The following is a 23022-nucleotide window of genomic DNA, read 5'->3' as shown; positions in this document are numbered from 1 at the left end:
GCGCAATCGCGCACTGGGGCGGGTGATCCAGTATTCCAGAGACGGCCATGGCAGATCGAGGAGCCGCGGCGTACTGGATCCCCCGCATGCGCGGGGGACGACAGCGGAGAGTGAGGTGCCGGCGTCGCCCTTAACCTCACGGCCCCCCGTTCTCTTCCCCTCTAGCCGGCGTGTTCGATGGCGCGGATGGCGCCGCGCAGTTCGGCGAGCCCGCGCAGCCGGCCGATCGCGGTATAGCCGGGATTGGTGCGCTTGGTTGCGGCGAGATCGTCGAGCATGCGATGGCCGTGGTCGGGCCGGAACACGATCTGGTCGCTGGACGACCGTGTGCGGTTCTCGGCGAGCAGCGCCTTCAGCACCGCGATCATGTCGACGTCGCCATCGAGATGATCTGATTCGAAGAACGACAGGCCGTCGGCCTCCCGCTTGGTCGCGCGCAGATGGGCAAAGCCGATCCGCGGCGCAAAGCGCTTCGCCATCGCCGGCAGGTCGTTCTCCGCACGGACGCCGAGCGAGCCGGTGCAGAAGCAGATGCCGTTGGCCTTCGAGGGCACGGCGTCGAACAGCGCCTGATAATCCTCCGCGGATGAAGCGATGCGCGGCAGGCCGAACAGCGGGCGCGGCGGATCGTCCGGATGCAACGTCAGTTTCACGCCGAACCCTTCGGCGACCGGTGCCACGCGCGCGAGAAACTCGCTGAGGTGCTGGCGCAGCGCGTTGGAATCGATGCCGCGATATTGCAGCAGGCGCTCGCGGAATTGCGGAATGGTCAGCGGATCGGTGGTCGATCCCGGCAATGCACTGGCAATGTTGGTGACGATGTAATCGATGTCGGCCTGCGTCATCGCCTCAAAGACCTGCCTGGCGCGGCGCTGCGCGGCCTCGGAATATTCGGCCGGCGCCTCGGGGCGCTGCAGGATATGCAGATCGAACGCGGCGAACCGGTCCTGGTCGAAGCGCATTGCCTTGGCGCCGTTCGGCAGTTCCCATTCGAGATCGGTGCGGCACCAATCGACGACAGGCATGAAATTGTAGCAGATGATCTTGATGCCGGACGCGGCCACGGCCTCCAGGCTGGCGATCCACGCTTCGATCGAACGGGTCGCCTTGCCTCCGAGCCGCTTCACGTCGTCGGGAATCGGAATCGATTCCACCACCGACCAGGTCAGCGGCGAGCGGCCGGGCTGCGACTTCTCGATCAGGTTCTTGCGCTCTTCGACCGCCGCGCGCGTCCAGGCTTCCCCGATCGGCACCTGATGCAGCGCCGTGACCACGTCGGTCGCGCCGGCCTGCCTGACGTCGTCGAGCGATACGGGGTCATTGGGCCCGTACCACCGCCATCCCTGCAGCATCATGGGCGATCTCCTGGATTCGAGGATTGCACTCAGGCCGTCAGCACGACCTTGACGCTCTGCGAACGGTCGAGCGCCAGCCGCACCGCGTCCGGCGCAACCGAGAGCGGGCGTTGCGCTGTCACCAGCGACAGCACATCCACGCTGCCGTCGGCGATCAGCTCGACCGCGGTGAAGAATTCGTTTCCGAAGCGGAACGAGCCGCGGAGATCGATTTCCTTGGCCATCACCGCGTTCGCCGGCACCGGGATCTGTCCGCCCGGCAGATTACCGACCTGAACCACGACGCCGCCGCGCCTGACGGTGCCGATCGCGCTGGCAAGACCCGCCGCGGTGCCTGAAACTTCGAAGGCGACATCGAACGGCTTTGCAGCCGCCTCTGCCTTCAGCGCCTCCTCGCCGCCGGAGATATCGACGACATTGTTGGCGCCCAGTCGCTTGGCGAAGGCCAGCGGCGCTGCCGCGATATCCACTACCGTGGTTTCCGCGATCCCTGCACGCTGTGCGGCCAGCATGGTGAGGAGACCGATCGGGCCGGCGCCGAACAGCACGGCGCGCTTGCCGGTGACGTCACCGGCGCGGGCCACCGCGTGCAGACACACGGCAAGGGGCTCGGCGAGCGCTGCGGCCTGATACGTGACGTGATCCGGAATTTTTACGCATTGCGCCGGAATGGCGTCGAAGTAGGACGCAAAGCCGCCCTGCATATGCGGGGTCTTCGAGGCCGAGCCCATGAAGAAGATGTTTTCGCAGAGATTGGGCCGGCCTTCACGGCACGGCTTGCAATGGCCGCACCAGCGCGACGGGTTGAGGGCGACGCGATCGCCAACCTTCACGCCTTGCGCGGCGCCTGCGATCTCGACCACTTCGCCCGCGATCTCATGGCCGAGCACCAGCGGCGAGGTCACGACGAAATCGCCGGTGCGGGCATGGCGATAGTAATGCATGTCGGAACCGCAGATGCCGCCGGCGCCGAAGCGGATACGCACCATGCCTGATGCGAGCGGATCGAGCGGCCGCTCGACCATGCGCAGATCTTCCGGGCCGTACAGCGTTGCGGCCAAAGCCATCGATGTCATTTTGAGAGTCCCATGTATTTAGGCAGCCAGAGTGTCAGCTCCGGGATGTAGGTGATGGCGACGAGCGCCAGGAGCAGCGGCACCAGCCATGGCAGGATCGCCATGGTGGTGCGCTCGACGGATAGTTTCGCCACCCGCGCCAGCACGAACAGCACCATACCGAGCGGTGGATGCAGCAGGCCGATCATCAGGTTCAGCGTCATGATCAGGCCGAAGTGGATGGGATCGATGCCGAGCTTGAGCACGATCGGCAAGAGGATCGGCACCAGAATCGTGATCGCCGCGATGGTGTCGATGAAGCAGCCGACGAACAGGATCAGGATGTTCGCCAGCAGCAGGAACACCCATTTGTTCTGGGTGATGCCGAGCATCGCGTCCGTCAGCGTCTGCGCCGCCTGCGATACCGTCAGCAGCCAGGCGAAGATCGAGGCCGCGGTCACGATGAACAGCACGGACGCCGTGGTCTCGATGGTATCGAAGGTCGCCTTCGCCACCGTCTGCAGCGTCATCGAGCGGTAGCGCACCAGCCCGAGGAACAGCGACCAGATCACCGCGGCTACGGCTGCTTCCGTCGGCGTAAACCAGCCGAGCGTCATGCCGCCGATCAGGATGACCGGCGCCATCAGCGCCATGACCGCAGAGAAATCGTAGTACCAGTCGAGCGCCAGCAGCGCCACGAGGCCGATGCCGACCGCCAAGTTCACCGAGAGGCCGGCGACGACCAAGAGCCAAACCACCAGCGGGAACGCGAGCACGATGAGGATCTCGAGACCGGCCGAGCCGATTTGCGACCAGGAGAACGGCGTATCGCTGCCCCACCGATTCTTGTGGGCGAAATAGGCGACCGTCGCCATCATGGCCAGGGTCATGACCACGCCGGGAATGACGCCGCCGAGGAACAGCGCGCCGATCGAGACATTCGCCATCATGCCGTAGATCACGAACGGCAGCGACGGCGGGATGATTGGGCCAAGCGTGGCGGACGCCGCGGTGACGCCGACGGCGAACTCGGTCGAGTAGCCGTGGTCCTTCATCGCCTTGATCTCGATGGTGCCGAGGCCTGCGGCATCGGCAATCGCGGTGCCGGACATGCCGGAGAAGATCACGGAGCCGACGATATTGACGTGGCCGAGACCGCCGCGCATCCAGCCCACCAGCGCGACCGCGAACTTGTAAATGCGTCCCGTGACTCCAGCGATGTTCATAAGATTGCCGGCGAGAATGAAGAACGGCACCGCTAGCAGCGGGAAGCTCTCGACGCCCGCGATCATGCGCTGCGCCAGCGTCACGTCGGGCGTGATGCCGGTGACGAGAATGTAGACCAGCGACGACACCGCCATGGCCAGCGCGACCGGCAGGCCGATGAGCATCAGCAGCAGAAATCCCCCAAGCAGCAGCAGCATCGCCCTACCCTTCCGTTCCGTCGAATGCGCCGGGGCGCTCCAGGATCGAATAGCCCCGCCGCCAGTTCTCGACCGCGATCTGGATCGAGCGCACGAACATCAGCACGAAGCCGAGCACCACGGCGTAATAGACAAAGCTCTTTTGGAATTTGATCGTGGTCATCCGCTCGTCGCCGATGATTTCCGTGAATTGCCAGACCAGCTTGATCGCGTAGCCGAAGAAGGCGATCCGGATCACATCGATAACCGTCGAGAGTGCGCGCCCTGCCGCATGCGGCAAATAGCGAAACAGCAAGTCGACCTGGATGTGCCGCGACAGCCGCACGCACATGGAAGAACCGATGAAGACCACGCCGATCAGGCAGTAGGTCGCGATCTCCTCGGTCCAGGCGTAGCTGTCGTTGAGGACATAGCGGGTGAAGAATTGCAGGAACACCGACAGCGCCATGATCCAGAAGATCACGAGCGCCAGCCAGTCCTCGATCCCGTAGCCGCTGAGATCGGCACCCTTGGGGACCTCGTCCTCAAAGGTGTGCGCGATCTCGTCCGCCGTGATTTGCTTGTGCACTTCAACCGTCGACATGCGCTTATTCCCCAAGCTGGCACGTGATTAACTCACGTCATTCCGGGGCGATGCGTGAGCATCGAACCCGGAATCTCGAGATCCTCAGGTGCGCAATTGCGCACAATAGCTCGACGCTTACGCGTCGTCCCGGGAAAACGACTTCGTCGTCACTTCACCGCCTGGATGCGTTCCCAGTCAGCCTTGCGATAGTCGAAGCTCTCAAAGCTCACGGTCTTGAGCACGGTGTCGCGAAACTCGTCCTTGTTGACCTCGGTCACCGTCAGGCCCTTCTGCTTGAAGAAATCGACCAGCTTGGCTTCGTTGGTCTTGATCTCGGCGGTCGCCTTCGCCGCTGCTTCCTGCGCGACGTCGGTGAAGATCTTGCGGTCTTCCTCGGACAACTTTTTCCAGAGCGCGCCGGACATCACGGTGTTGAGATGATCGACGATGTGGCCGGTCAGCACGATGTGCTTCTGCACCTCGTAGAACTTCTTGGCCTCGATCGTGGTGAGCGGGTTTTCCTGGGCCTCCACCGTGCCGTTCTGCAGGGCGAGGTAGACCTCGGCAAACGCGATCGGCGCGGTGTTGGCGCCGCAGGCGCGCGGCATCGCGAGGTAGGCCGGCACATCAGGCACGCGAATCTTGAGGCCCTTCATGTCGGCGCAGGTCTTGATCGGCTTGTTCGACGAGGTGTGGCGCACGCCGTAGTAGGTCACCGCGAGGATGCGATGGCCCGTCTTGTCCTCGTAGCCCTTTGTAAGCTCCTTGAAGACGTCGCTCTTGGTGTAGGCGAGGAGATGGTCGGCGTCGCGGAAGGTGTAGGGATAATAGGTCACACCGATCGGCGGAAAGCTCTTGGCTGCAAAGCTCGAACCCGAGATGATCATGTCGACCGAGCCCAGCGAAAGCCCCTGATTGATGTCGGTTTCCTTGCCGAGTTGCGAGGCCGGATAGACGTCGATCGCATAGCGCCCGTTGGTGCGCTTGCCGATTTCACCTGCCGCCCAGACGGAAGCGGTGTGGAACGGCTCGGAAGTTTCATAGACGTGAGCCCATTTGAGCTTGGTCTGCGCCATGCCTGACGTGGTCGCGGCCAACAGCGCGGCGGCGGATGCAGCGAATGCAATCGTCAATTTCTTCAACACCTGAATTTCCTCCGTTGTTACAATTTGCTTTTGTTACTCAACCGGCCCGACACTTCGCCGCACCGTTCGAATTCTCTTCTTTCAGCCGCCCCTCGCGCGGACGCGGGATGCCGATGATGCTTCCGTTCCGAAATTTTGCGCGAAACGGTCCTGCGAGCGCGCCAGGTGCTCGCGCATCGCCACGCGCGCCGCATCCGGATCACGAGCGGCGATGGCATCGCGGATCGCGCGGTGCTCGGCCAGCGCGGCATTCCAGGATGCCGGATTCTCGAAATAGTGCGCGAGCTTGGCGAAGTAGGGATTGAGCCGCTGATCGAACAGCTCGCCGACCACACGGACCAGCACGGCATTGTCGAGGCAGCCGGCAACCGCGACATGAAACGCGCGGTCATGAATCATCGAGGCTTCGCCGGGATGCTGTACGGTGGCCATTGCTTCGACCGATGCGTCGATGCGCGCGATGTCATTTGCGGTCGCGACCCGCGCCGCCTGCTCGGCTATGGCCCCTTCGAGAAATTCGCGGGCGCGCAGCAGCTCGAACGGGCCTTCGATTTCGGCCAAGGCCGGCAAGACCGACGCCAGCGCCGCGGGCTCGCTGACATAAATTCCGGAGCCGACGCGAATCCGAACCCGGCCCTCGACTTCGAGCGCAATCAGCGCTTCGCGCACCGTCGGCCGCGACACCTTCAACTGTTCGGCAAGATCACGTTCGGTGGGGAGACGGCTGCCCACGCCGTATTCGCCGCTGTCGATCAAGGCGCGAAGCTGATCGGCAACCTGACGATAAAGGCGTCGCGCTTCCACGGCTTCGAGCGGCACGCTCGGCTCCCTTGACGATCCCCTGAGTGAATCGATTCTTCTTGCTTTGATCGGGCTAAGGCCAATACATCTGGATAATTGGCCTTACCAATTGACCAGAGATTGATGGATTGAGCCTTTCATGTCAAGCGAAACGCCAAAAATCCCGCCAAATGGTTCGAAAAACGGCGATTTTCGTCTCTCGGATGCCAACCTTCGCCGGCTCCCCGGTCAGGTCCGACAGCCGGCCTATGACCGCTCGCTGATCTCGCCCGGCATCGTCCACCTCGGAATTGGTGCGTTCCACCGGGCGCACCAGGCAGTGGTGATCGACGACCTGCTTGCGGGTGGCGCGATGGATTGGGGGATCGTCGGCGCGAGCCTGCGCAGCCCGGCGACGCGCGATGCCCTCGCGCCGCAGGACTGTCTCTACACCCTCGCCGTTCGCTCCGGCGCAGGCACCGAACACAGGATCATCGGCTCGGTTCTCGCCAACGAAGTCGCGCCTGAGAAACCTGGGCAGTTGATCGCGCGCATGGCCGATCCAGCGACGCGCATCGTTTCGCTGACGGTCACGGAGAAAGGCTATTGCCATACGCCGCAGACCGGCGATCTCGACGAGCATCATCCCGACATCGCTCATGACCTGCAGAATCCGGGCACACCGCGCTCGGCCGTAGGCTTCCTGGTGGCCGCGCTGGCGCGCCGTCGGATCGCAGGCGCAGCCCCCTTCACCGTCCTGTCCTGCGACAATCTCTCCGCCAACGGCCATACGGTCGGGCGCATCGTGACGCAGTTTGCCGCCTTGCGATCGCGCAACCTCGCCAAATGGATCGAAACCGAGGTCGCCTTCCCTTCGACCATGGTGGACCGGATCGTGCCGGAGACCACGGAGGCCGACCGATCCGCGGTTTCATCCGCGCTCGGGATGACCGACGCATGGCCTGTCGTCACCGAGCCGTTCACGCAGTGGATCGTCGAAGACCGCTTTCCGGGCGGACGGCCGGATTTCGCGGCCGCAGGCGTGCAACTGGTTTCCGACGTGACGCCGTTCGAGCACATGAAGCTGCGGCTGCTCAACGCCAGCCACTCGGCGCTCGCCTATCTCGGCTATCTCGCCGGACACGAGACCATCGCGGCCACCATGACCGACGAGCGCTTTGCGGCGTTCGCCTTGCAGGTGATGCAGAACGCGGCGCCGACGCTGGCGATGCCTGAAGGCACCGATCTTGCGGCCTACAGCGCCTCGCTGCTGAAGCGTTTTTCCAATCCGGCCCTGCACCATCGCACCTGGCAGATCGCGATGGATGGATCGCAGAAACTGCCGCAACGGCTGCTCGCCACCATGCAGGACCGGCTGCGGATGGGACGATCGATCGATACCCACGCGCTCGCGGTGGCGGGATGGATGCGTTACGTCACCGGGACCGACGAACAGGGCCGCGCGATCGACGTGCGCGATCCGCTGGCCGCAAAGCTAAAGGCCATCGCCGAGAGCACGGGTCCGGTCGCGGATCGGCTTGCTTCCGCGCTGCTGGAAGTCGAACAGATCTTCGGCACGCTGGGCGCTGATCCCCGCATGCGCGGCGCCGTCACCGCCGCGCTGGAAAAACTGTTCAAGGTTGGCGCGCGCGAGGCCGTAAGGACATTTCGCGCAGCATGATTGGCGGCCACTCGGCCGCAATGCCACGCCGCAGTCGCCGTTCATTTCGGAAGTTCAGCAGGCTACGGCGACAACAAGGTCCGGGTGAGCTGGTGATCGGGATCGGCGAGCCCGTCGATGACATCGAAATGATGCCGGCCGGGCTCTTCGATCACGCGAGTGTTCGCGCCGAGCCCGGTCCAGATGTTGGCGAGAAGCGCGTTCTGGCGGACGAATTCCGGACGCTCGGCGCTGCCTACCCAGCACGTCACGCGCGCATTCGTCATCGGCGCCAGCAATGCGGGGCTTTCTGTCAACGCCTCGGCCTCGTCGATCCGCAACTCCGTATTCATGGCGGCCTTCATCAGCGGACGAAGGTCGTGAAGGCCTGATATGGAGACGGTGTGGCTGATGCGCGCCTTGACGTCGTCCGCAAGCGGCGACGTCGCCGAAATCATGCGCGTCACCAGATGCCCGCCGGCGGAATGGCCTGTCAGAAAGATCGGGCCTTCGACCATCGCGGCAGCACGCGCGACGGAAGCCGCAATTTCGCGCGTGATCTCGGTGATGCGCACGGCCGGGCATAGCGTGTAGGAGGGCATCGCCACGGCATAGCCGCTTTCAACCGATCCGCGCGCCAGATGCGACCAAAAGCTCTTGTCGAGCGCCTTCCAGAATCCGCCATGGACGAAGACGACCAGGCCCTTCGGCCGGCCTTCCGGCCGGAAGAGATCGAAGCGGTTTCGTTCGCGCTCGCCATAGCCGATGTCGAGCGTCGCGCGACCGCTGGCTTGAAGCGCGTCGCGATAGGCCTGCGCGGGCTGCACCCACGCCGCCGGCCAGCGGTCGCCGCCCGGAATGTTCGGAGCATTCGCATAGGCGTCGCTCCAGTCGGAAATCTGATGAAAAATCACGCGGGTTCGGTTTCCATTGTGGGCCGGACGGGGATCGATGTCCGCGCGCAACCAGTCTATACCGGGAAGCGCACCTTCCGCCATAAATTTTAAGCTTGAAATAATCGGCATCAGGGCAAATAATTCCAGCGGGCGCGGAACAGGGAAAGACATGACCGATTTCACGCGAACAAAATCCCGGTTCGCCATCCCGGACGGCGTGATCTATCTGGACGGCAATTCGCTTGGTCCCCTGCCCGTTGCTGCCACCGATCGCGTCAGCCGCATGTTACAGGAGGAATGGGGCAAGCACCTCATCAAGGGCTGGAACGTCGCCGGGTGGATGACGCAGCCGCGGCGTATCGGCGACCGCATCGGCCGGTTGATCGGCGCCGCCGACGGGACGGTGGTCGTCGGCGATACGCTATCGATCAAGGTTTACCAGGCGCTGGCCTCGGCGCTTGAGCTCAATCCGTCGCGGCGCGTGATCCTGTCGGACAACGGCAACTTTCCTTCCGACCTCTACATCGCCAGCGGCCTGCTTGAATCGCTCGACCGTGGCTACGAGTTGAAGATCGTGGAACCCGAAGACGTCGAAGCCGCCATCGACGAGACGATCGCGGTGCTGATGCTGACCGAGGTCGACTATCGCACCGGCCGGCTGCACGACATGCGCGCGCTGACGCGCAAGGCGCATGCCGCCGGCGCGTTGACGGTCTGGGATCTGGCGCATTCCGCGGGCGCAATTCCGGTCGAGCTGGAAGCTGCTGGAGCCGATTTCGCCGTCGGCTGCACCTACAAATATCTCAATGCCGGTCCCGGTGCGCCGGCCTTCATCTACGTCGCGCCGAAGCACGCCGATACGGCGCGGCCGGCGCTTTCCGGCTGGATGGGTCATCACGCGCCCTTTGCCTTTGACCTCGACTATCGGGCCGGGCCGGGCATCGAGCGAATGCGGGTCGGTACGCCGCCTATTATTGCGATGGCCGCGCTCGACGCCGCCCTCGACGTCTGGGACGGCGTCAGCATGACCGACGTGCGCCATGCATCGATCGCGCTCGCCGACCTGTTCATCCGCGAAGTCGAACGACGTTGTCCCGAGCTGACGCTGGCCTCGCCGCGGGACGGAACGTGGCGCGGCAGCCAGGTTTCGTTTCGTCACCCGGAGGGCTACGCGATCATGCAAGCGCTGATCGCGCGCGACGTAATCGGCGACTTCCGCGCGCCCGATATGATGCGCTTCGGCTTTACGCCGCTCTATATCGGAGAGACTGAGGTTCGCGCGGCAGTCGACATCATCGCCGACGTCCTGACCAATCGGCGCTGGGATACCGCGGAATACCGCAAAAAGGCGCTCGTAACATGACCGGCAAGCCCGACGACTCCCCGCGTGAGGGAGCCCAGATGTCGTTCGAAGGACGCATGTCCTACAGCGATTATCTGCATCTGGAACGACTTCTGGACGCGCAAGAGCCCATCTCGAAGGCGCATGACGAACTGCTGTTCATCATCCAGCACCAGACGTCCGAACTCTGGATGAAGCTCGCCATCCACGAGATACGTTCCGCCATCAAGGCAATCCGCCACGACCAGTTGCAGCCCGCCTTCAAGATGCTGTCGCGCGTCGCCCGGATCTTCGAGCAGCTCAATACCGCCTGGGACGTGTTGCGGACGATGACACCCAGCGAATATTCCGAGTTTCGCGATCAGCTCGGGCAGTCCTCGGGTTTCCAGTCGTACCAGTACCGCGCCATCGAGTTCCTCGCCGGCAATCGCAATCTGGCGCTGCTCGGCCCGCACGCCCACCGCGCCGACATCACGGCCAAGCTCGAGGAAATTCTCGCCGAGCCGGGCCTCTATGACGAGGCGTTGCTATTGCTGGCGCGCAATGGTTTTGACATCGGCGAAGACGCGCGCCGGACCGACTGGCGCGTCAAGCGCACGCCAAACGACGAGGTGTTGGCGGCCTGGAAGACCGTCTACGCCTCGCCGGCGAAACACTGGATGCTCTACGAGCTGGCGGAAAAGCTGGTCGATTTCGAAGACTATTTCCGCCGCTGGCGCTTCAACCACGTCACGACGGTCGAGCGCATCATCGGCCTGAAACGCGGGACCGGCGGCACGTCCGGTGTCTCCTACCTGCGCAAGATGCTCGAAGTCGAACTTTTTCCGGAACTCTGGAAGCTGAGAACAGAGCTTTAAGACGACAACCGAAATCAGCGCGGCACCACCGCCGTCGCCTCGATCTCGACGCGCGCGTCCTTCTCGACCAGGCGCACCACCTGCACCAGCGCCATCGCCGGATAATGCGTGCCGAAAATCTCGCGATAGGCGCGGCCGAGCTCTTTCAGGCTGGCGAGATATTCCTCGATGTCGACGACATACCAGGTCAACCGCACCAGATGCTCCGGCTTGGCGCCGCCCTCGGCGAGAATCTCGGCAATGTTGGCAAGCGTCTGGCGCACCTGCGCGACGAAGTCCGGCGCCAGACGCCCTTGCGTGTCCCAGCCGATCACGCCGCCCGTCACCACAAGCCGACCATCGGCCGCCATGCCGTTGGCGTAGCCTTTCGGCATCGGCCACCCGCTCGGCTGCAGCACCTGCGGGGTGGACGTCGGGGTATCTGAGTTGGGATGAGGCACCACGCTCAGCGTGGGACCCTTGGGGGCAGTCACCGGCTTTTCTCCATCAGGTTTACAGTTTATTCCGCGGCAACGCCGGGCGACGCCGTACCGGACGCGGCCATCTGCCTCAGCGCAAAGCGCCGGAGCTTGCCGGTCTCGGTCTTCGGCAGTTGCGCGACATATTCGATCGCGCGCGGATATTTATAGGGTGCAATCGTCTGTTTGACGTGATCCTGCAACGCCTGCGTCAGCGCGGCATCGGCCGCAGCGCCGCCCGCCAGAACAACGTAAGCCTTGACGATCATGCCGCGCGCCTCGTCGGGCGCGCCGACCACGCCGCATTCGGCGACGGCCGGATGCGAGAGCAGCGCCGCCTCGACCTCGGGGCCGGCGATGTTGTAGCCGGAGGAGACGATCATGTCGTCCGAGCGGGCGACAAAGGACAGCCGCCCATCCGCACCGCGAACAAAGGAATCGCCCGTCAGATTCCAGCCGTCGCGGACATAGTTCGATTGCCTCGCATCCGCGAGGTAGCGGCAACCGGTCGGGCCGCGCACCGCAAGCTTGCCGACGGTGCCGTCAGGCAATTCGTTCATGTCGTCGTCGACGATCTTCGCCTCGTAGCCTGCGACCGGCCGCCCTGTCGTCCCGGCGACCGCATCACCGACGTGATTGGTGATGAAGATATGCAGCAGTTCGGTCGAGCCGATGCCGTCGAGAATGGTCTTGCCGGTCTTGCGGGTCCAGCTTTCGAACACCGGCGCCGGCAAGGTTTCGCCGGCCGAAATCGCCAGCCGCAGCGACGACAGGTCGGCGCCCTTGTCCATCGCCGCCATCATCGCGCGATACGCGGTCGGCGAGGTGAAGCAGATCGTGGCCTTGTAGGTTTCGATGATCTTGATCATCTCGGGCGGCGCGGCGTTTTCCAGCAGCGTCGCCGTCGCGCCGAACCGTAGCGGGAAGATCGCCAGTCCCCCGAGCCCGAAGGTAAAGGCCAGCGGCGGCGAGCCGACGAAGACGTCTTCCTCGGTAACGTTGAGGACTTCGCTCGCATAACCATCGGCCACGATCATGAGGTCGCGATGGAAATGCATCGTCGCCTTGGGCTCGCCGGTGGTACCGGAAGTGAATCCCAATAGCGCGACGTCGTCGCGACCCGTCTTCACGGCGTCGAACTTCACCGGCTTGTTCAGCGCCACCCGGTCGAGTTCGGCATCATGGTTGGAGGTGCCGTCGAAATTCACCACCTGCTTGAGGAAGCGGCTGGTCTTCGCGCAGGCGACCAGTTCGTCGGCAATGCGGCTGTCGGTCAGTGCCAGCGCAATCTCCGCCTTGTCGACGATCTTGCTCAATTCACCGGCGCGCAGCATCGGCATGGTGTTGACGACGACGGCACCGGCCTTGGTGGCCGCGAGCCATGCCGCGACCAGCGCGGGATTGTTGCCGGAACGGATCAGGACGCGGTTGCCGGGCTTGACGCCGTAATTCTCCACCAGCGCATGCGCCAGGCGGTTGGACCAGTCGGCCAGTTCCTTGTAGGTGCGCTGGCGGCCGTTGCCGATCAGCGCGATCCGGTCGCCCCAGCCTTTTTCGACGATCCGGTCGGTCAGCTCGACCGCGGCATTGAGATATTCCGGATATTGAAACTCGGGCCTATCGAGCAGCAGGTCCGGCCATTGCTCTGACGGCGGCAGGTTTCGCCGCGCAAAGTCGTCGACATGGCCGGACGGGCCAAGAGACCGACCAGCGGTCCGGCTGGGAGTTATACCTGACATCTTCATCTCCCCTCGCTTCCATCAATGAAAGGCTCGAGATCAATATCGAGGACGCCCGGCAACGCCGTCTCGCAAATCATTTTAGGCTTAAAACAATTTAGCGCAAGGGCGGAATCAAGGGTGAAATCGTGCCTTCCCGCCGCAGGGGTTACCCCCTGCGGGGAACCGGCCCTCAGGCGGCCCGATAGGCCGGCGCCGCGGCGAGGAAGCGGCCATAGGCCGCGGCATCGGGCGGGGTGAATTTCTCCACCAGCGGATTGGCCCGCCGTCCGGACACGCCGATATCGGCGAGCAATTCGTCGAAATGCTTGAAGTGATAGGGCGCGACGCACAGCCCGCCATAGACGCCGGCCGCCGGCCGCTCGACGCGCCTGAAATGCAGCATCATCTCGATGTTGTCCTGCATCTCCTTCGGCGTAGGCTGACGCGCCAACTGGCCATCGGCGTAACGCACCAGCCAGTTCGCCGCGAGGTCCGCGCATAACACCGTGCAGTGCCAGGCCGGCTGCGGAGGAGAGATCGATCGCCGGCTCGAACTCGACCGCGTCCGCCGGCCGGCCCGATAGCGCCGCGGCCCGCTGCTCCAGGAGACGGCGGTCGACCAGCGCGATGATCTGGGCGCAATTACCCTCCCAGGTCATTCGCGTGGGGATCGTCGGCGATAACAGCGAAGCGCAGACGCCGGGACTGGTTGCGATGTCGCGCGAGGCCGTTCGGATCCGCGCTGCGCCATGCACGGGAATCTGCAACAGGAAGAAGCGCTCGAGACAGCCGGGGTCGATCGACACCAACCCGCCATAGGCGACGTAGTTGACGGACAGGCCGCCAAATGTCGCGCTGTTATGCAGCGCAAAGAATTCGGATGAGGCATTGTGCTCTGGCGTCAGCCGATGCGGGCAGAATATCCGTCCGACCGCGTCGGCGGCGGCGTCGACGCTGTCGGTCGAAACGCGGTTGAACGCCGCCAGCCGAACTGCCGGATCATGCCTGACAATGCTGGTGCCCGTCGCCACGGCCCGGCTCTCCGCATTATTTGAAGCCTATAATATCTGCCGGCGGCCAGGTTGGAAAGGCGATTTGGTGGCCGGTGGTGCCCGATCGGAAGGCAGCCGGTGCGATCACACGGTCATCCCGCGTCGCAGCAATCCAAAATTTCGTGGCCGCGCGTCCCGCAGATTCGTTTTGCGGCTAGACGGTCGCCGTGGCCCGATCCAGCCTGCGGGGACCATTCGGAACGTCGCAACCACATCAACGCGATAGAGGAGATGGACAATGGCAGCGCTCGAAAAAGGCATCACCGCCAACGGCACCGGCTATGGCGGCAAGACCTGGAACATCCTGGGTCAGGTCTACTTCCCCAAGGCGATCACCGATTCCACCTTTGCCTTTGAGACCAACAGCGAGCCCGGCCAGTTCGTGCCGGTGCACGTTCACCCGACGCAGGACGAATTCATCCTGGTGCAGGAGGGCACCCTCGATCTCAAGCTCGACGGCGTCTGGGTGCAGGCCAAGGCCGGCGATCTCGTCCGGATGCCGCGCGGCATCCCGCATGGCTATTTCAACAAGTCGGACAAGCCGGCGCGTGCGCTGTTCTGGGTGTCGCCGATGCAGAAGCTCGAGGAACTGTTCAACCAGCTTCACAATCTCACCGACCCCGCAGAGGTGGTGCGGATCTCGGCGCAGCATGAAGTGAATTTTCTGCCGCCCGAGGCGAACGAGTAGCGCATTAATCTATTCCAGGCCAATCCTTGCGGGAGACTTGTCATGATCAGGCGGAAACAGGTTTGTATCATCGGCGCCGGCGTATCGGGGTTGGCGGCTGCAAAGGCCTTCGCCGCGCGCGGTCATCAGATCACGATCATCGAGCGCAGCGGCGATCTCGGCGGCGTCTGGGAGCCGGCGCGATCCTATCCCGAGGTGCAAACGCAGAGCCCAAAGGATCTCTATCGTTACACCGACAAGGCGATGCCGGATTCCTATCCGGAATGGCCGAAGGGTCCGCAGGTCCACGCTTACCTCACGGAATACGCAAAGGACAATAATCTCCTCGGCGCGATCCGCTTCAACACCGCGGTGCTGCAGATGGACCGCCGGCCGGACGCCAAGCCCGGCTGGCGGCTCGATCTGCGCGGGCCGGACGGCAGCACCAGCCACGCGGATTTCGATTTTGTCGCTGTTTGCACCGGGCAGTTCAACGAGCCGCAGACGCTCAGCCTGTCCGGCGAAGACGCCTTTACGGCGCAGGGCGGGCGCATCATGCACTCCTCTAGATACAACGACCCTGAGATCGCCAAGGGCCGCAGGATCGTCGTGCTCGGTGGATCGAAGTCGGCGACGGACATTGCCGTCAATGCAGTCAATGCCGGCGCGACTGAGGTGACGCTGGTGTACCGCGAGCCGGTGTGGCGGATTCCCTATTTCATCGGCGGCCTCGTCAATTTCAAACGCATTCTCTACATCCGCGCGCAGGAGGAGATGTTCAAAAGCTGGGGCATCGGCGCGATGTCACGCTTCGCGCATGCGGTGGCAAAGCCGTTGGTCTGGGCCAACTGGCGCGGGCTGGAGAGCCTGCTCAAGGTGCAGCTCAAGCTCGGCAAATGCGACATGGTGCCGAAGGAGCGGATCGAGGACGGCGTCAACTGCTCGGTGCCGATTGCGACGCCAGGATTCTTCCCGATGGTCGCCGACGGCCGCATCAAGGCGATCAGAGGCAGCTTCGCGCGCTATGACGGCAATTCGATTCTGATGACCGGCGGGCAGCGCGTCCAGGCGGACGTTGCCGTGCTCGCGATCGGCTACAAATTGGGCGTGCCGTTCCTGCCGCAGGCATACCGTGAAAAACTCGTCGATCCCGACGGGCAGTACCGGCTCTATCGTCTCATCGCCAATCCAGACCTGCCGGAAATGGGATTCGTCGGCTTCAACTCAAGCTTCTTCAGTCGCGAATTTTGGAGTTCGTCGATCTCGCCGAACGTCTCGGGCCGCAACGGCAGCTCTCACCGATCGTGGCTGCCAATATGCGCGAGACGCTATTGGGCGGTTTGCTACACGGCCAGCATCACAGCGCCAGCGATGCGATCGACCGGTTTGGCGGCCGCGCCGACGCGCTGCCGCAATCGCTGCGGCGGGCGCGCGAATTCCTGCATGCAAACGCCGAGGAGCCGCTCGAACTCACGCAGCTTGCCGCGGCCGCAGGCGTAGGCGTCCGCGCGCTACAGCTCGGCTTCCAGCGGCATTTCGGAACATCGATTTCGGAGATGCTGCGCGACATCCGCCTTGCGCACCTCAATATCCGATTGACCGCCGCCTGCCCTGACGACAACATCACCGACATCGCTTTCGAGCTTGGGTTTACCCACCTCAGCCGAATGGCCAGCGCCTACCGCGCCAAATTCGGCGAGACGCCGTCCGCGACCTTGCGCAGAATGCACTAGCGCGTCATCTCAAGAACATGCGCACTTGCGCGCTTTAGCCTCAACCTCAACCCGCCCGTGCCTTTGCGGATTTCTGCGCTGACGCCTTGGTCTTGGCCAGCAGACGCATCAATTCGCGAACATCCTTCGGCGTCAGGTCGCCGAACACGTCGGCGATCCATAATTCGTGCTCTGCCGCCATCTTGCGGAATTCGGCGCGGCCCGCCTTGGTCAGGCGGATCACCTGGACGCGGCGATCGGCATCCGAGGTGCGGCGGTCGAGATGACCGGACTCGACGAGGCGCTCGACCAGGCCGGTGACGTTGCCGTTCGAGACCATCATCCGCTTGGAGACATCCGATAGCGTCATGCCCTCGGGCACCTTGTCGAGCTGGGCCATCAGGTCGAACCGCGGCAGCGTGACATCGAAGCGTTCGCGCAGGCGGCTGCGCACCTCGCCCTCGATCAGGGTCGTGCAGGTCAGCAGGCGAAGCCACAGCCGGAGTTCGTCACCGTGATGCTCGGGGAGTTCGACGGCCTTGGTCTCTGAATCGAGGATCATGATGCAAATCTTGTCCGGCTTGGTCGTTCGGAGGTCCCGAACAGAACGCTGCTCTGCGATCATTGCCCAGATTTCTTTAGGTTTCAAGCAATTGGCGCATGGCTTGCATGGAAGCGTTCTGCTTGCAGGTGCCGTCGCCGTCAGAATAAGCTGCGCTTCAAGCATTTGGGTGTGGCGTGAGTTTCGGCCGCCAAGGCCGGACGGAGGAATAATCATGAAGCAGTCGTTGAAGCTGACCGGACTTGCCGTTGTGCTGGGTGTTGCCGCGGCTCCCGCCGCAGCGCAGGAGAAAATCAAGATCGGCGTGATCACGACCTTGTCCGGCCCGGCGGCCGTGCTCGGCCAGCAATCCCGCGACGGCCTCCAACTCGCCATCAAGGATCTCGGCGGCAAGATGGCCGGCAAGGACGTCGAGGTCGTCGTTGTCGACGACGAGCTCAAGCCCGATGGCGCCGTGACCAAGGTCAAGGGCCTGCTCGAGCGCGAGAAGGTCGATTTCGTGGTGGGGCCGATCTTCTCCAACATCCTGCAGGCGATCCACCGGCCGGTGACCGAAAACAAGACGTTCCTGATCAGCCCGAACGCGGGGCCGTCGAGCTATGCCGGCAAGGAGTGCAACCCGTTCTTCTACGTGACCTCCTACCAGAACGACCAGGTGCATGAGATCCTCGGCAAGGTCGCGCAGGACCGCGGCTACAAGCGCATGTATGTGCTGGTGCCGAACTATCAGGCCGGCAAGGACTCGGCGGCCGGATTCAAACTCGACTACAAGGGCGAGATCGCCGAGGAAAGCTACACGCCGCTCGGCACGCTGGATTTCCAGGTCGAACTGACCAAGATCTCGTCCTCCAAGGTCGATGCGCTCTTCACCTTCATGCCGGGCGGCATGGGCGTCGGCCTCGTCAAGCAATACCGGCAGGCCGGCCTTGCCGACAAGATTCCCGTGCTGTCAGCATTCACCGTCGACGAATCCACCCTGCCCGCGCAGCAGGACGCCGCGGTCGGCATGTTCGGCGGCGCCAACTGGGCGCCCGACATGGACAATCCGCAGAGCAAGAAGTTCGTCGCCGCCTATGAAGCTGCCTACAACAGCGTACCCGGCACCTACGCCATGCAGGGTTACGACACGGCGATGCTGATCGACAGCGCGGTGAAGGCGGTGAAGGGTGACCTCAAGAACAAGGACGCCGTCACAGCGGCGCTGAAAAAGGCCGAATTCACGTCGCTGCGCGGCGACTTCAAGTTCAATGTCAACGGCTATCCGATCCAGAATTTCTATCTGACCAAGGTCGCGAAGCGGCCCGACGGCAAGTTCCAGACCGAGATCGTCGAGAAGGTGTTTTCCAACTACGGCGACCGTTACGCCAAGGACTGCGCGGCCAAATAACAGAAGGGAACGAGACGATGAAAACCGAAATCGCCGGCATCACCCGCGCCAATGAGGGCATTCAGGGAATTTCCTGGAGCATCCTCGGCCAGACCTATGTGCCGAAGAGCGTCACCGAGCATTCCTTCTCATGGCATGCGACGTTCCCGCCCGAGACCTTCGTGCCGCCGCATATCCATCCCGACCAGGACGAATATCTCTACATCCTGGAAGGCCAGCTCGACTTCTTCCTCGACGGTGCCGACACGCAAGGCTCGCCGGGCGATCTGGTGCGGCTGCCGTTGGGCAAGCCGCACGGCATCTTCAACAAGTCCGGCCGCACGGCGAAGACGCTGTTCTGGGTGTCGCCGACGCGGCGGCTCTATGACCTGTTCTGGGCGATCCACAACATGAAGGAGCAGAAGCCGGATGCGGTGGTGGCACTGGCCGCCGAGCACAACATCCACTTCCTGCCGCCGCCTCCGGGGACGTGAGGGAATACTTGTAGCCCGGATGAGCGAAGCGACATCCGGGATGCCCGCGTCGGCAGTGTCCCGGGTATCGCTGCGCTCACCCAGGCTACGGGGCTGCAACGTCGTCAAGACGTGGATGCCCGGGACAAGCCCGGGCATGACGGCGATTTCTGGTCCTACCCTCTCACCGCCGCAAGCCCCAGCGGCGGTGCCGCAAAACCGGCCTTGGAGGCATAGCCGCGCACGATCGCCTCGCGCTGGGCGTGGCTCAACACCTTCTCGATATCGGTGAACCCATCCGGCGCCAGTTGTTCGACCGCGTCGATCACGCCTTCGGGACCGCCGCGGCGGTTGGCGCGCACGATATCCGCCGTCATCGGCAGGCGCTTCTTCTCATAGGCTACCAGCGCCTGACGCGGATGTTCCGATCGCGCCAGCTCGTCGGCCAGCGCGCGGGCATCGAGGATCGCCTGCGAGGCACCGTTCGATCCGACCGGATACATCGGATGCGCGGCATCGCCGAGCAGCGTCACCCGGCCCGACGTCCAGTACGGCAGCGGATCGCGGTCGCAGCACGGATATTCATAAAATTCCGAGGTCGCCGAGATCAGGCTGCGCACATCGACATGCGGCACCTTGAACCGCTCGACATGCGGCATCAGTTCCTCGCGCTTGCCGGGCCGCGACCAGTCCTCGCGGCGCGGCGGCGACACATTACCGTCGCCGATCCTCACCATGACGGCCCAGTTGGTCAGCCGGCTCGACGGGCTCGATCCTTCCGCGATCGGATAGATCACGACCTTGGCGTTGAGCCCGCCGGCAACGATCATCGAGCGTCCCGTCAGGAACGCCGGCCAGTCGCGCGCGCCGCGCCACAGCATGTGTCCGTTCCAGCACGGCGGTCCCTCATCCGGAAACAGCATCTCGCGCACGCGCGAATGAATGCCGTCGGCGCCAACAAGAATATCGCCGCGCGCAGTTTTGACATGGGCGCCGCTGCGGTCGAAGAAGTGCGCGACCACGCCGCCCTCGTGCTGTGCGAAGGAGCCGAGACGGCAGCCGGTGTGGATGGCTTCGTTGCCGAGCCGTTCCTCGACAGCGCGGTGAATCACGCTTTGCAGGCGGCCGCGATGAACCGAGAATTGCGGCACGTCGTGGCCGGCATCGAGGCCACGCGGCTCGCGCCAGACTTCCTGGCCATGACGGTTGAGGTAGTACAATTGATCGGTACGAACGGCGGCGGCATCGAGCCGATCCAGCAGTCCGAGGCCTGTCAATTCCCTGATCGCATGCGGCAGCGTGTTGATACCGACGCCGAGTTCGCGGATGCTGTCGGACTGTTCGAACAATTCGCAGTCGATGCCGCGGGCGCGCAACATCAGCGCGGTGGTGAGGCCTCCGATGCCGCCTCCGACGATGATCGCTTTCATGCGCTACTCCACTCTCTTCCCTCAACCTCGCCCCGCTTGCGGGGAGAGGGAGGTGACGGAGAGAGCCTGCCATTCGGCCTATTCGGCTGCAAGCGGCTTTGTCGCCTCGGCTTTCAACTCGGCGCGGGTTTTCGGCTTACCCTTAATTTTGAGGTCTTCAAAATCCTGCCGGTCGCGCACGCTGTTGCGGAAGATTTGTTCCTTGCCGGGCAGATATTGTGGCGGACAGGCGACATCGGCGCCATACCAGGCCGCGGCCCGCATCGTGAAGGACGGATCGACCAGATGCGGCCGGCCGAGCGCCACCAGGTCGGCGCGGCCGGCAGCCAGAATTGTGTTCACCTGGTCCGCGGTCGTGATGTTCCCGACGCACATGGTCGCGACCCGGGCCTCGTTCCGGACCTGATCGGAGAACGGCGTCTGGAACATGCGGCCATAGATCGGCTGCGCGTCGCGGACGGTCTGGCCGGTGGAGACATCGACCAGATCGACGCCGGCCTCGCCGAAAGCGCGTGCCACCGCGACCGCGTCGTCGCCGGTGGTGCCGCCGGCGGCCCAGTCGGTCGCGGAGATACGAACCGACATCGGCTTGTGCGCCGGCCACGCCGCGCGCATCGCCTCGAACACCTCCAGCGGATAGCGCAACCGGTTGGCGAGCGTGCCGCCATATTCGTCTGTCCGCTGGTTGGTCAGCGGCGAAATGAAACTCGCCAGCAGATAGCCATGGGCGCTGTGCAGTTCCAGCATGTCGAAGCCGCAGGCCACGCCGCGCAAGGTGGCCGCCACGAACTCCTGCTTGACGTGGTCCATCGCCGCGCGATCCATCTCACGCGGCACCTGGCTGTCCGGGAAATAGGGCAATGGCGACGCCGAGATCGTGTCCCAGCCGCCCTGCTCCAGTGGCCGGTCCATACCCTCCCACATCAATTTGGTCGCGCCCTTGCGGCCGGCATGGCCAAGCTGCAGGCAGATTTTTGCGGCCGAGTTGGCGTGGACGAAATCGACGATCCGCGTCCAGGCGGCCTGCTGCTCGTCGTTCCACAAACCCGTACAGCCAGGCGTGATGCGGGCGTCGCGGCCGACGCAGGTCATCTCCGTGAAGATCAGGCCGGCGCCGCCGATCGCGCGCGAGCCGTAGTGCACCAGGTGGAAATCAGTGGGCACGCCCTCTCTTGCCGAGTACATGCACATCGGCGAAACCACCGCGCGGTTCGCCACTTCCATCTCGCGCAGTTTCAGTGGCTGGAACATCGGCGCTCGGGGATTGTCGAGATCGACGTCAAAGCCCTTGCTGCGCACCTGCTTCGCAAACGCCTTGTCGACCTCGCGGACGAACTCCGGCGCGCGCAGCGTGAGGTTATCGTAGGTGATCGCCTTGGCGCGGGTCATGACGCCGAAGGCGAACTGCACGGGGTCGAAATCCCAGAAACGGTCGACATGCTCGAACCAGACCAGCGACACGTCGGCAGCGTGCTGGGTCTTCTCGACTTCCTCGCGCCGGCCATGCTCGTAGGTCTGCAACGCGGCGTCGACATTCGGCGCCTGCGCCATCGCGTCGGCCAGCGCAATCGCATCTTCCATCGCAAGCTTGGTGCCGGAGCCGATCGAGAAATGTGCGGTCGCCTTGGCATCGCCCAGCAGCACCATGTTGCCCTTGACCCAGCGCTGGCTGCGGATCATCGGGAAATTGCGCCACATCGAGCGGTTGATCAGCAGCGGGTGGCCGTCGAGGAACCAGTCGAAAATGTCAGCCATCCGGTCGGCGGATTGCTGTTCATCCAGGCCTTCGAGCCCCGCACGCTTGAACGTTTCCGCATCGGTCTCGAAAATCCAGGTCGAGCGTCCCGCCTCGTACTGATAGGCGTGCGCGATGAACGGGCCCCACTCGGTCTCCTGGAAGATGAAGGTGAAGGCGTCGAGCGGCCGGGTCGAGCCCATCCAGGCGAACTTGTTGGAGCGCAGGTCGATCTGCGGCTGGAAATGCTCGATGTGCTTGTCGCGGAAGCGGCTGTTGATGCCGTCGGCGAGCACGATCAGATCGGTATCGGCAAAGCGGGCTTCGTCATCGATGTCGGTTTCGAACAACAGCGTCACGCCGAGTTCGCGGGCGCGCTCCTGCAGGATCAGCAGCAGCGTGCGGCGCGAGCAGCCGCAAAAGCCGTTGCCGCCGACGCGATGGACGGTACCGCGGAAATGCACCGCGATGTCGTCCCAATAGGCGAACTCCTCGGTGATGCGGCGATAGCTCGGCGGATCGTATTTCTCGAAATTGTCGAGCGTTGCATCGGAGAACACCACGCCGAAGCCGAACGTGTCGTCGGCGCGGTTGCGCTCATAGACCGTGATCTCGGCCTGGGGCCGCTGCTTCTTCAAGAGGATCGCGGCGTAGAGACCGGCCGGTCCGCCGCCGATAATCGCGATCTTCATCTGCCGCCTCCGAAACAGGCTGTCGGGCTCGTCCGGAAATTACTTTAAGCCTAAAATAATTTTTGGCAAGGGGCT

20 protein-coding genes and 2 pseudogenes are annotated in these 23022 nt (G+C 63.7%); 8 read left to right on the top strand and 14 right to left on the bottom strand.

All coding sequences use genetic code 11. The features are described 5' to 3' along the window. Window positions 1-161: 161 nt before the first annotated feature. From uxuA to CQ12_RS00715, 6 genes are all read right to left on the bottom strand, one after another. A complete protein-coding gene (gene uxuA, locus CQ12_RS00740) occupies window positions 162-1352 on the bottom strand; it encodes a mannonate dehydratase (RefSeq protein WP_057833488.1) in 1191 nt (396 codons plus the stop codon). A gap of 32 nt (window positions 1353-1384) precedes the next feature. Then, on the bottom strand, window positions 1385-2431 hold the full coding sequence (locus tag CQ12_RS00735) for an L-idonate 5-dehydrogenase (protein WP_057833448.1): 1047 nt from the start codon (window positions 2429-2431) through the stop codon (window positions 1385-1387). Further along, window positions 2428-3834 carry a TRAP transporter large permease gene (locus CQ12_RS00730; protein ID WP_057833447.1) on the bottom strand — a complete coding sequence of 469 codons (1407 nt, stop codon included), beginning with the start codon at window positions 3832-3834 and terminating at the stop codon, window positions 2428-2430. Before CQ12_RS00730 ends, CQ12_RS00735 begins: the two co-directional genes overlap by 4 nt. 4 nt (window positions 3835-3838) lie before the next feature. Next, window positions 3839-4417 (bottom strand): TRAP transporter small permease, encoded by a 579-nt coding sequence (locus CQ12_RS00725; protein ID WP_057833446.1) that lies wholly within the window; start codon window positions 4415-4417, stop codon window positions 3839-3841. Window positions 4418-4566: 149 nt separating this feature from the next. Beyond that, the gene (locus CQ12_RS00720; protein ID WP_430642173.1) at window positions 4567-5541 is read right to left on the bottom strand and encodes a sialic acid TRAP transporter substrate-binding protein SiaP; all 975 of its coding nucleotides are present in this window, start codon (window positions 5539-5541) and stop codon (window positions 4567-4569) included. 84 nt (window positions 5542-5625) lie between these two features. Then, entirely contained in the window at window positions 5626-6363 is a 738-nt protein-coding gene (locus CQ12_RS00715; protein ID WP_057833444.1) for a FadR/GntR family transcriptional regulator, read from the bottom strand. Window positions 6364-6484: 121 nt separating this feature from the next. Here CQ12_RS00715 and CQ12_RS00710 point away from each other — a divergent pair, with 121 nt between their 5' ends. Next, window positions 6485-8005, top strand: a complete 1521-nt coding sequence (locus CQ12_RS00710) for a mannitol dehydrogenase family protein (RefSeq protein ID WP_057833443.1) — start codon at window positions 6485-6487, stop codon at window positions 8003-8005. A gap of 62 nt (window positions 8006-8067) precedes the next feature. Here CQ12_RS00710 and CQ12_RS00705 read toward each other — a convergent pair whose 3' ends face one another. Then, window positions 8068-8898 carry an alpha/beta hydrolase gene (locus CQ12_RS00705; RefSeq protein ID WP_057833487.1) on the bottom strand — a complete coding sequence of 277 codons (831 nt, stop codon included), beginning with the start codon at window positions 8896-8898 and terminating at the stop codon, window positions 8068-8070. Between the two features lie 151 nt (window positions 8899-9049). On the opposite strand from CQ12_RS00705, the gene kynU reads away from it, so the two are divergent. Both kynU and kynA read left to right on the top strand, forming a co-directional pair. Further along, window positions 9050-10243, top strand: a complete 1194-nt coding sequence (kynU, locus tag CQ12_RS00700) for a kynureninase (protein WP_057833442.1) — start codon at window positions 9050-9052, stop codon at window positions 10241-10243. After that, complete coding sequence (kynA, locus tag CQ12_RS00695) at window positions 10240-11079, top strand: tryptophan 2,3-dioxygenase (RefSeq protein ID WP_057833441.1); 840 nt, start codon at window positions 10240-10242, stop codon at window positions 11077-11079. The genes kynU and kynA overlap by 4 nt, the downstream gene beginning before the upstream one ends. A 14-nt stretch (window positions 11080-11093) precedes the next feature. Here kynA and CQ12_RS00690 read toward each other — a convergent pair whose 3' ends face one another. The 4 genes and pseudogenes from CQ12_RS00690 to CQ12_RS45830 form a co-directional block, all read right to left on the bottom strand. Next, on the bottom strand, window positions 11094-11552 hold the full coding sequence (locus tag CQ12_RS00690; protein ID WP_057833440.1) for a RidA family protein: 459 nt from the start codon (window positions 11550-11552) through the stop codon (window positions 11094-11096). Window positions 11553-11578: 26 nt separating this feature from the next. Continuing rightward, the gene (locus CQ12_RS00685) at window positions 11579-13276 is read right to left on the bottom strand and encodes a benzoate-CoA ligase family protein (RefSeq protein WP_057833486.1); all 1698 of its coding nucleotides are present in this window, start codon (window positions 13274-13276) and stop codon (window positions 11579-11581) included. A 172-nt stretch (window positions 13277-13448) separates the two neighbouring features. Next, window positions 13449-13769: pseudogene (locus CQ12_RS45835) on the bottom strand (monooxygenase); the annotation flags it as partial. A 22-nt stretch (window positions 13770-13791) separates the two neighbouring features. Further along, window positions 13792-14289, bottom strand: a pseudogene (locus CQ12_RS45830) (cupin domain-containing protein); the annotation flags it as partial. Window positions 14290-14548: 259 nt separating this feature from the next. Here CQ12_RS45830 and CQ12_RS00675 point away from each other — a divergent pair. The 3 genes from CQ12_RS00675 to CQ12_RS45825 are packed head-to-tail and all read left to right on the top strand — an operon-like array spanning window position 14549 to window position 16710. Next, window positions 14549-14998 (top strand): cupin domain-containing protein, encoded by a 450-nt coding sequence (locus tag CQ12_RS00675; protein ID WP_057833438.1) that lies wholly within the window; start codon window positions 14549-14551, stop codon window positions 14996-14998. Window positions 14999-15040: 42 nt separating this feature from the next. Next, on the top strand, window positions 15041-16477 hold the full coding sequence (locus CQ12_RS00670) for a flavin-containing monooxygenase (protein WP_083519054.1): 1437 nt from the start codon (window positions 15041-15043) through the stop codon (window positions 16475-16477). After that, complete coding sequence (locus CQ12_RS45825; protein WP_245309665.1) at window positions 16384-16710, top strand: helix-turn-helix domain-containing protein; 327 nt, start codon at window positions 16384-16386, stop codon at window positions 16708-16710. The genes CQ12_RS00670 and CQ12_RS45825 overlap by 94 nt, the downstream gene beginning before the upstream one ends. 46 nt (window positions 16711-16756) lie before the next feature. Here CQ12_RS45825 and CQ12_RS00665 read toward each other — a convergent pair whose 3' ends face one another. Further along, window positions 16757-17251 carry a MarR family winged helix-turn-helix transcriptional regulator gene (locus tag CQ12_RS00665; RefSeq protein WP_057833485.1) on the bottom strand — a complete coding sequence of 165 codons (495 nt, stop codon included), beginning with the start codon at window positions 17249-17251 and terminating at the stop codon, window positions 16757-16759. 214 nt (window positions 17252-17465) lie between these two features. Between CQ12_RS00665 and CQ12_RS00660 the strand changes: the two genes are divergently transcribed. Together CQ12_RS00660 and CQ12_RS00655 are read left to right on the top strand one after the other, a co-directional pair. Then, window positions 17466-18638, top strand: a complete 1173-nt coding sequence (locus tag CQ12_RS00660) for an ABC transporter substrate-binding protein (RefSeq protein WP_057833437.1) — start codon at window positions 17466-17468, stop codon at window positions 18636-18638. Window positions 18639-18655: 17 nt separating this feature from the next. Further along, entirely contained in the window at window positions 18656-19111 is a 456-nt protein-coding gene (locus tag CQ12_RS00655; RefSeq protein WP_057833436.1) for a cupin domain-containing protein, read from the top strand. A gap of 155 nt (window positions 19112-19266) precedes the next feature. Here CQ12_RS00655 and CQ12_RS00650 read toward each other — a convergent pair whose 3' ends face one another. Further along, window positions 19267-20520, bottom strand: coding sequence for a flavin-dependent oxidoreductase (locus CQ12_RS00650; protein WP_057833435.1), 1254 nt, complete (start codon window positions 20518-20520; stop codon window positions 19267-19269). A gap of 78 nt (window positions 20521-20598) precedes the next feature. Further along, window positions 20599-22947 carry a bifunctional salicylyl-CoA 5-hydroxylase/oxidoreductase gene (locus tag CQ12_RS00645; protein ID WP_057833434.1) on the bottom strand — a complete coding sequence of 783 codons (2349 nt, stop codon included), beginning with the start codon at window positions 22945-22947 and terminating at the stop codon, window positions 20599-20601. Window positions 22948-23022: the final 75 nt, after the last annotated feature.

The sequence above is a fragment of the Bradyrhizobium jicamae genome (assembly GCF_001440395.1).
GTDB lineage: Bacteria > Pseudomonadota > Alphaproteobacteria > Rhizobiales > Xanthobacteraceae > Bradyrhizobium > Bradyrhizobium jicamae.
The sequence above is the reverse complement of the archived record's forward strand: the minus strand, read 5'-3'. Positions and strand labels throughout refer to the sequence as shown.

Coding starts and splice junctions, on each gene's coding strand:
- CQ12_RS00735 (WP_057833448.1), bottom strand. CDS start 2,431: ATGACATCGATGGCTTTGGCCGCAACGCTGTACGGCCCGGAAGATCTG.
- CQ12_RS00650 (WP_057833435.1), bottom strand. CDS start 20,520: ATGAAAGCGATCATCGTCGGAGGCGGCATCGGAGGCCTCACCACCGCG.
- CQ12_RS00655 (WP_057833436.1), top strand. CDS start 18,656: ATGAAAACCGAAATCGCCGGCATCACCCGCGCCAATGAGGGCATTCAG.
- CQ12_RS00730 (WP_057833447.1), bottom strand. CDS start 3,834: ATGCTGCTGCTGCTTGGGGGATTTCTGCTGCTGATGCTCATCGGCCTG.
- CQ12_RS00685 (WP_057833486.1), bottom strand. CDS start 13,276: ATGTCAGGTATAACTCCCAGCCGGACCGCTGGTCGGTCTCTTGGCCCG.
- CQ12_RS00725 (WP_057833446.1), bottom strand. CDS start 4,417: ATGTCGACGGTTGAAGTGCACAAGCAAATCACGGCGGACGAGATCGCG.
- uxuA (WP_057833488.1), bottom strand. CDS start 1,352: ATGCTGCAGGGATGGCGGTGGTACGGGCCCAATGACCCCGTATCGCTC.
- CQ12_RS00660 (WP_057833437.1), top strand. CDS start 17,466: ATGAAGCAGTCGTTGAAGCTGACCGGACTTGCCGTTGTGCTGGGTGTT.
- CQ12_RS00675 (WP_057833438.1), top strand. CDS start 14,549: ATGGCAGCGCTCGAAAAAGGCATCACCGCCAACGGCACCGGCTATGGC.
- CQ12_RS00670 (WP_083519054.1), top strand. CDS start 15,041: ATGATCAGGCGGAAACAGGTTTGTATCATCGGCGCCGGCGTATCGGGG.
- kynA (WP_057833441.1), top strand. CDS start 10,240: ATGACCGGCAAGCCCGACGACTCCCCGCGTGAGGGAGCCCAGATGTCG.
- CQ12_RS00645 (WP_057833434.1), bottom strand. CDS start 22,947: ATGAAGATCGCGATTATCGGCGGCGGACCGGCCGGTCTCTACGCCGCG.
- kynU (WP_057833442.1), top strand. CDS start 9,050: ATGACCGATTTCACGCGAACAAAATCCCGGTTCGCCATCCCGGACGGC.
- CQ12_RS00710 (WP_057833443.1), top strand. CDS start 6,485: ATGTCAAGCGAAACGCCAAAAATCCCGCCAAATGGTTCGAAAAACGGC.
- CQ12_RS00665 (WP_057833485.1), bottom strand. CDS start 17,251: ATGATCCTCGATTCAGAGACCAAGGCCGTCGAACTCCCCGAGCATCAC.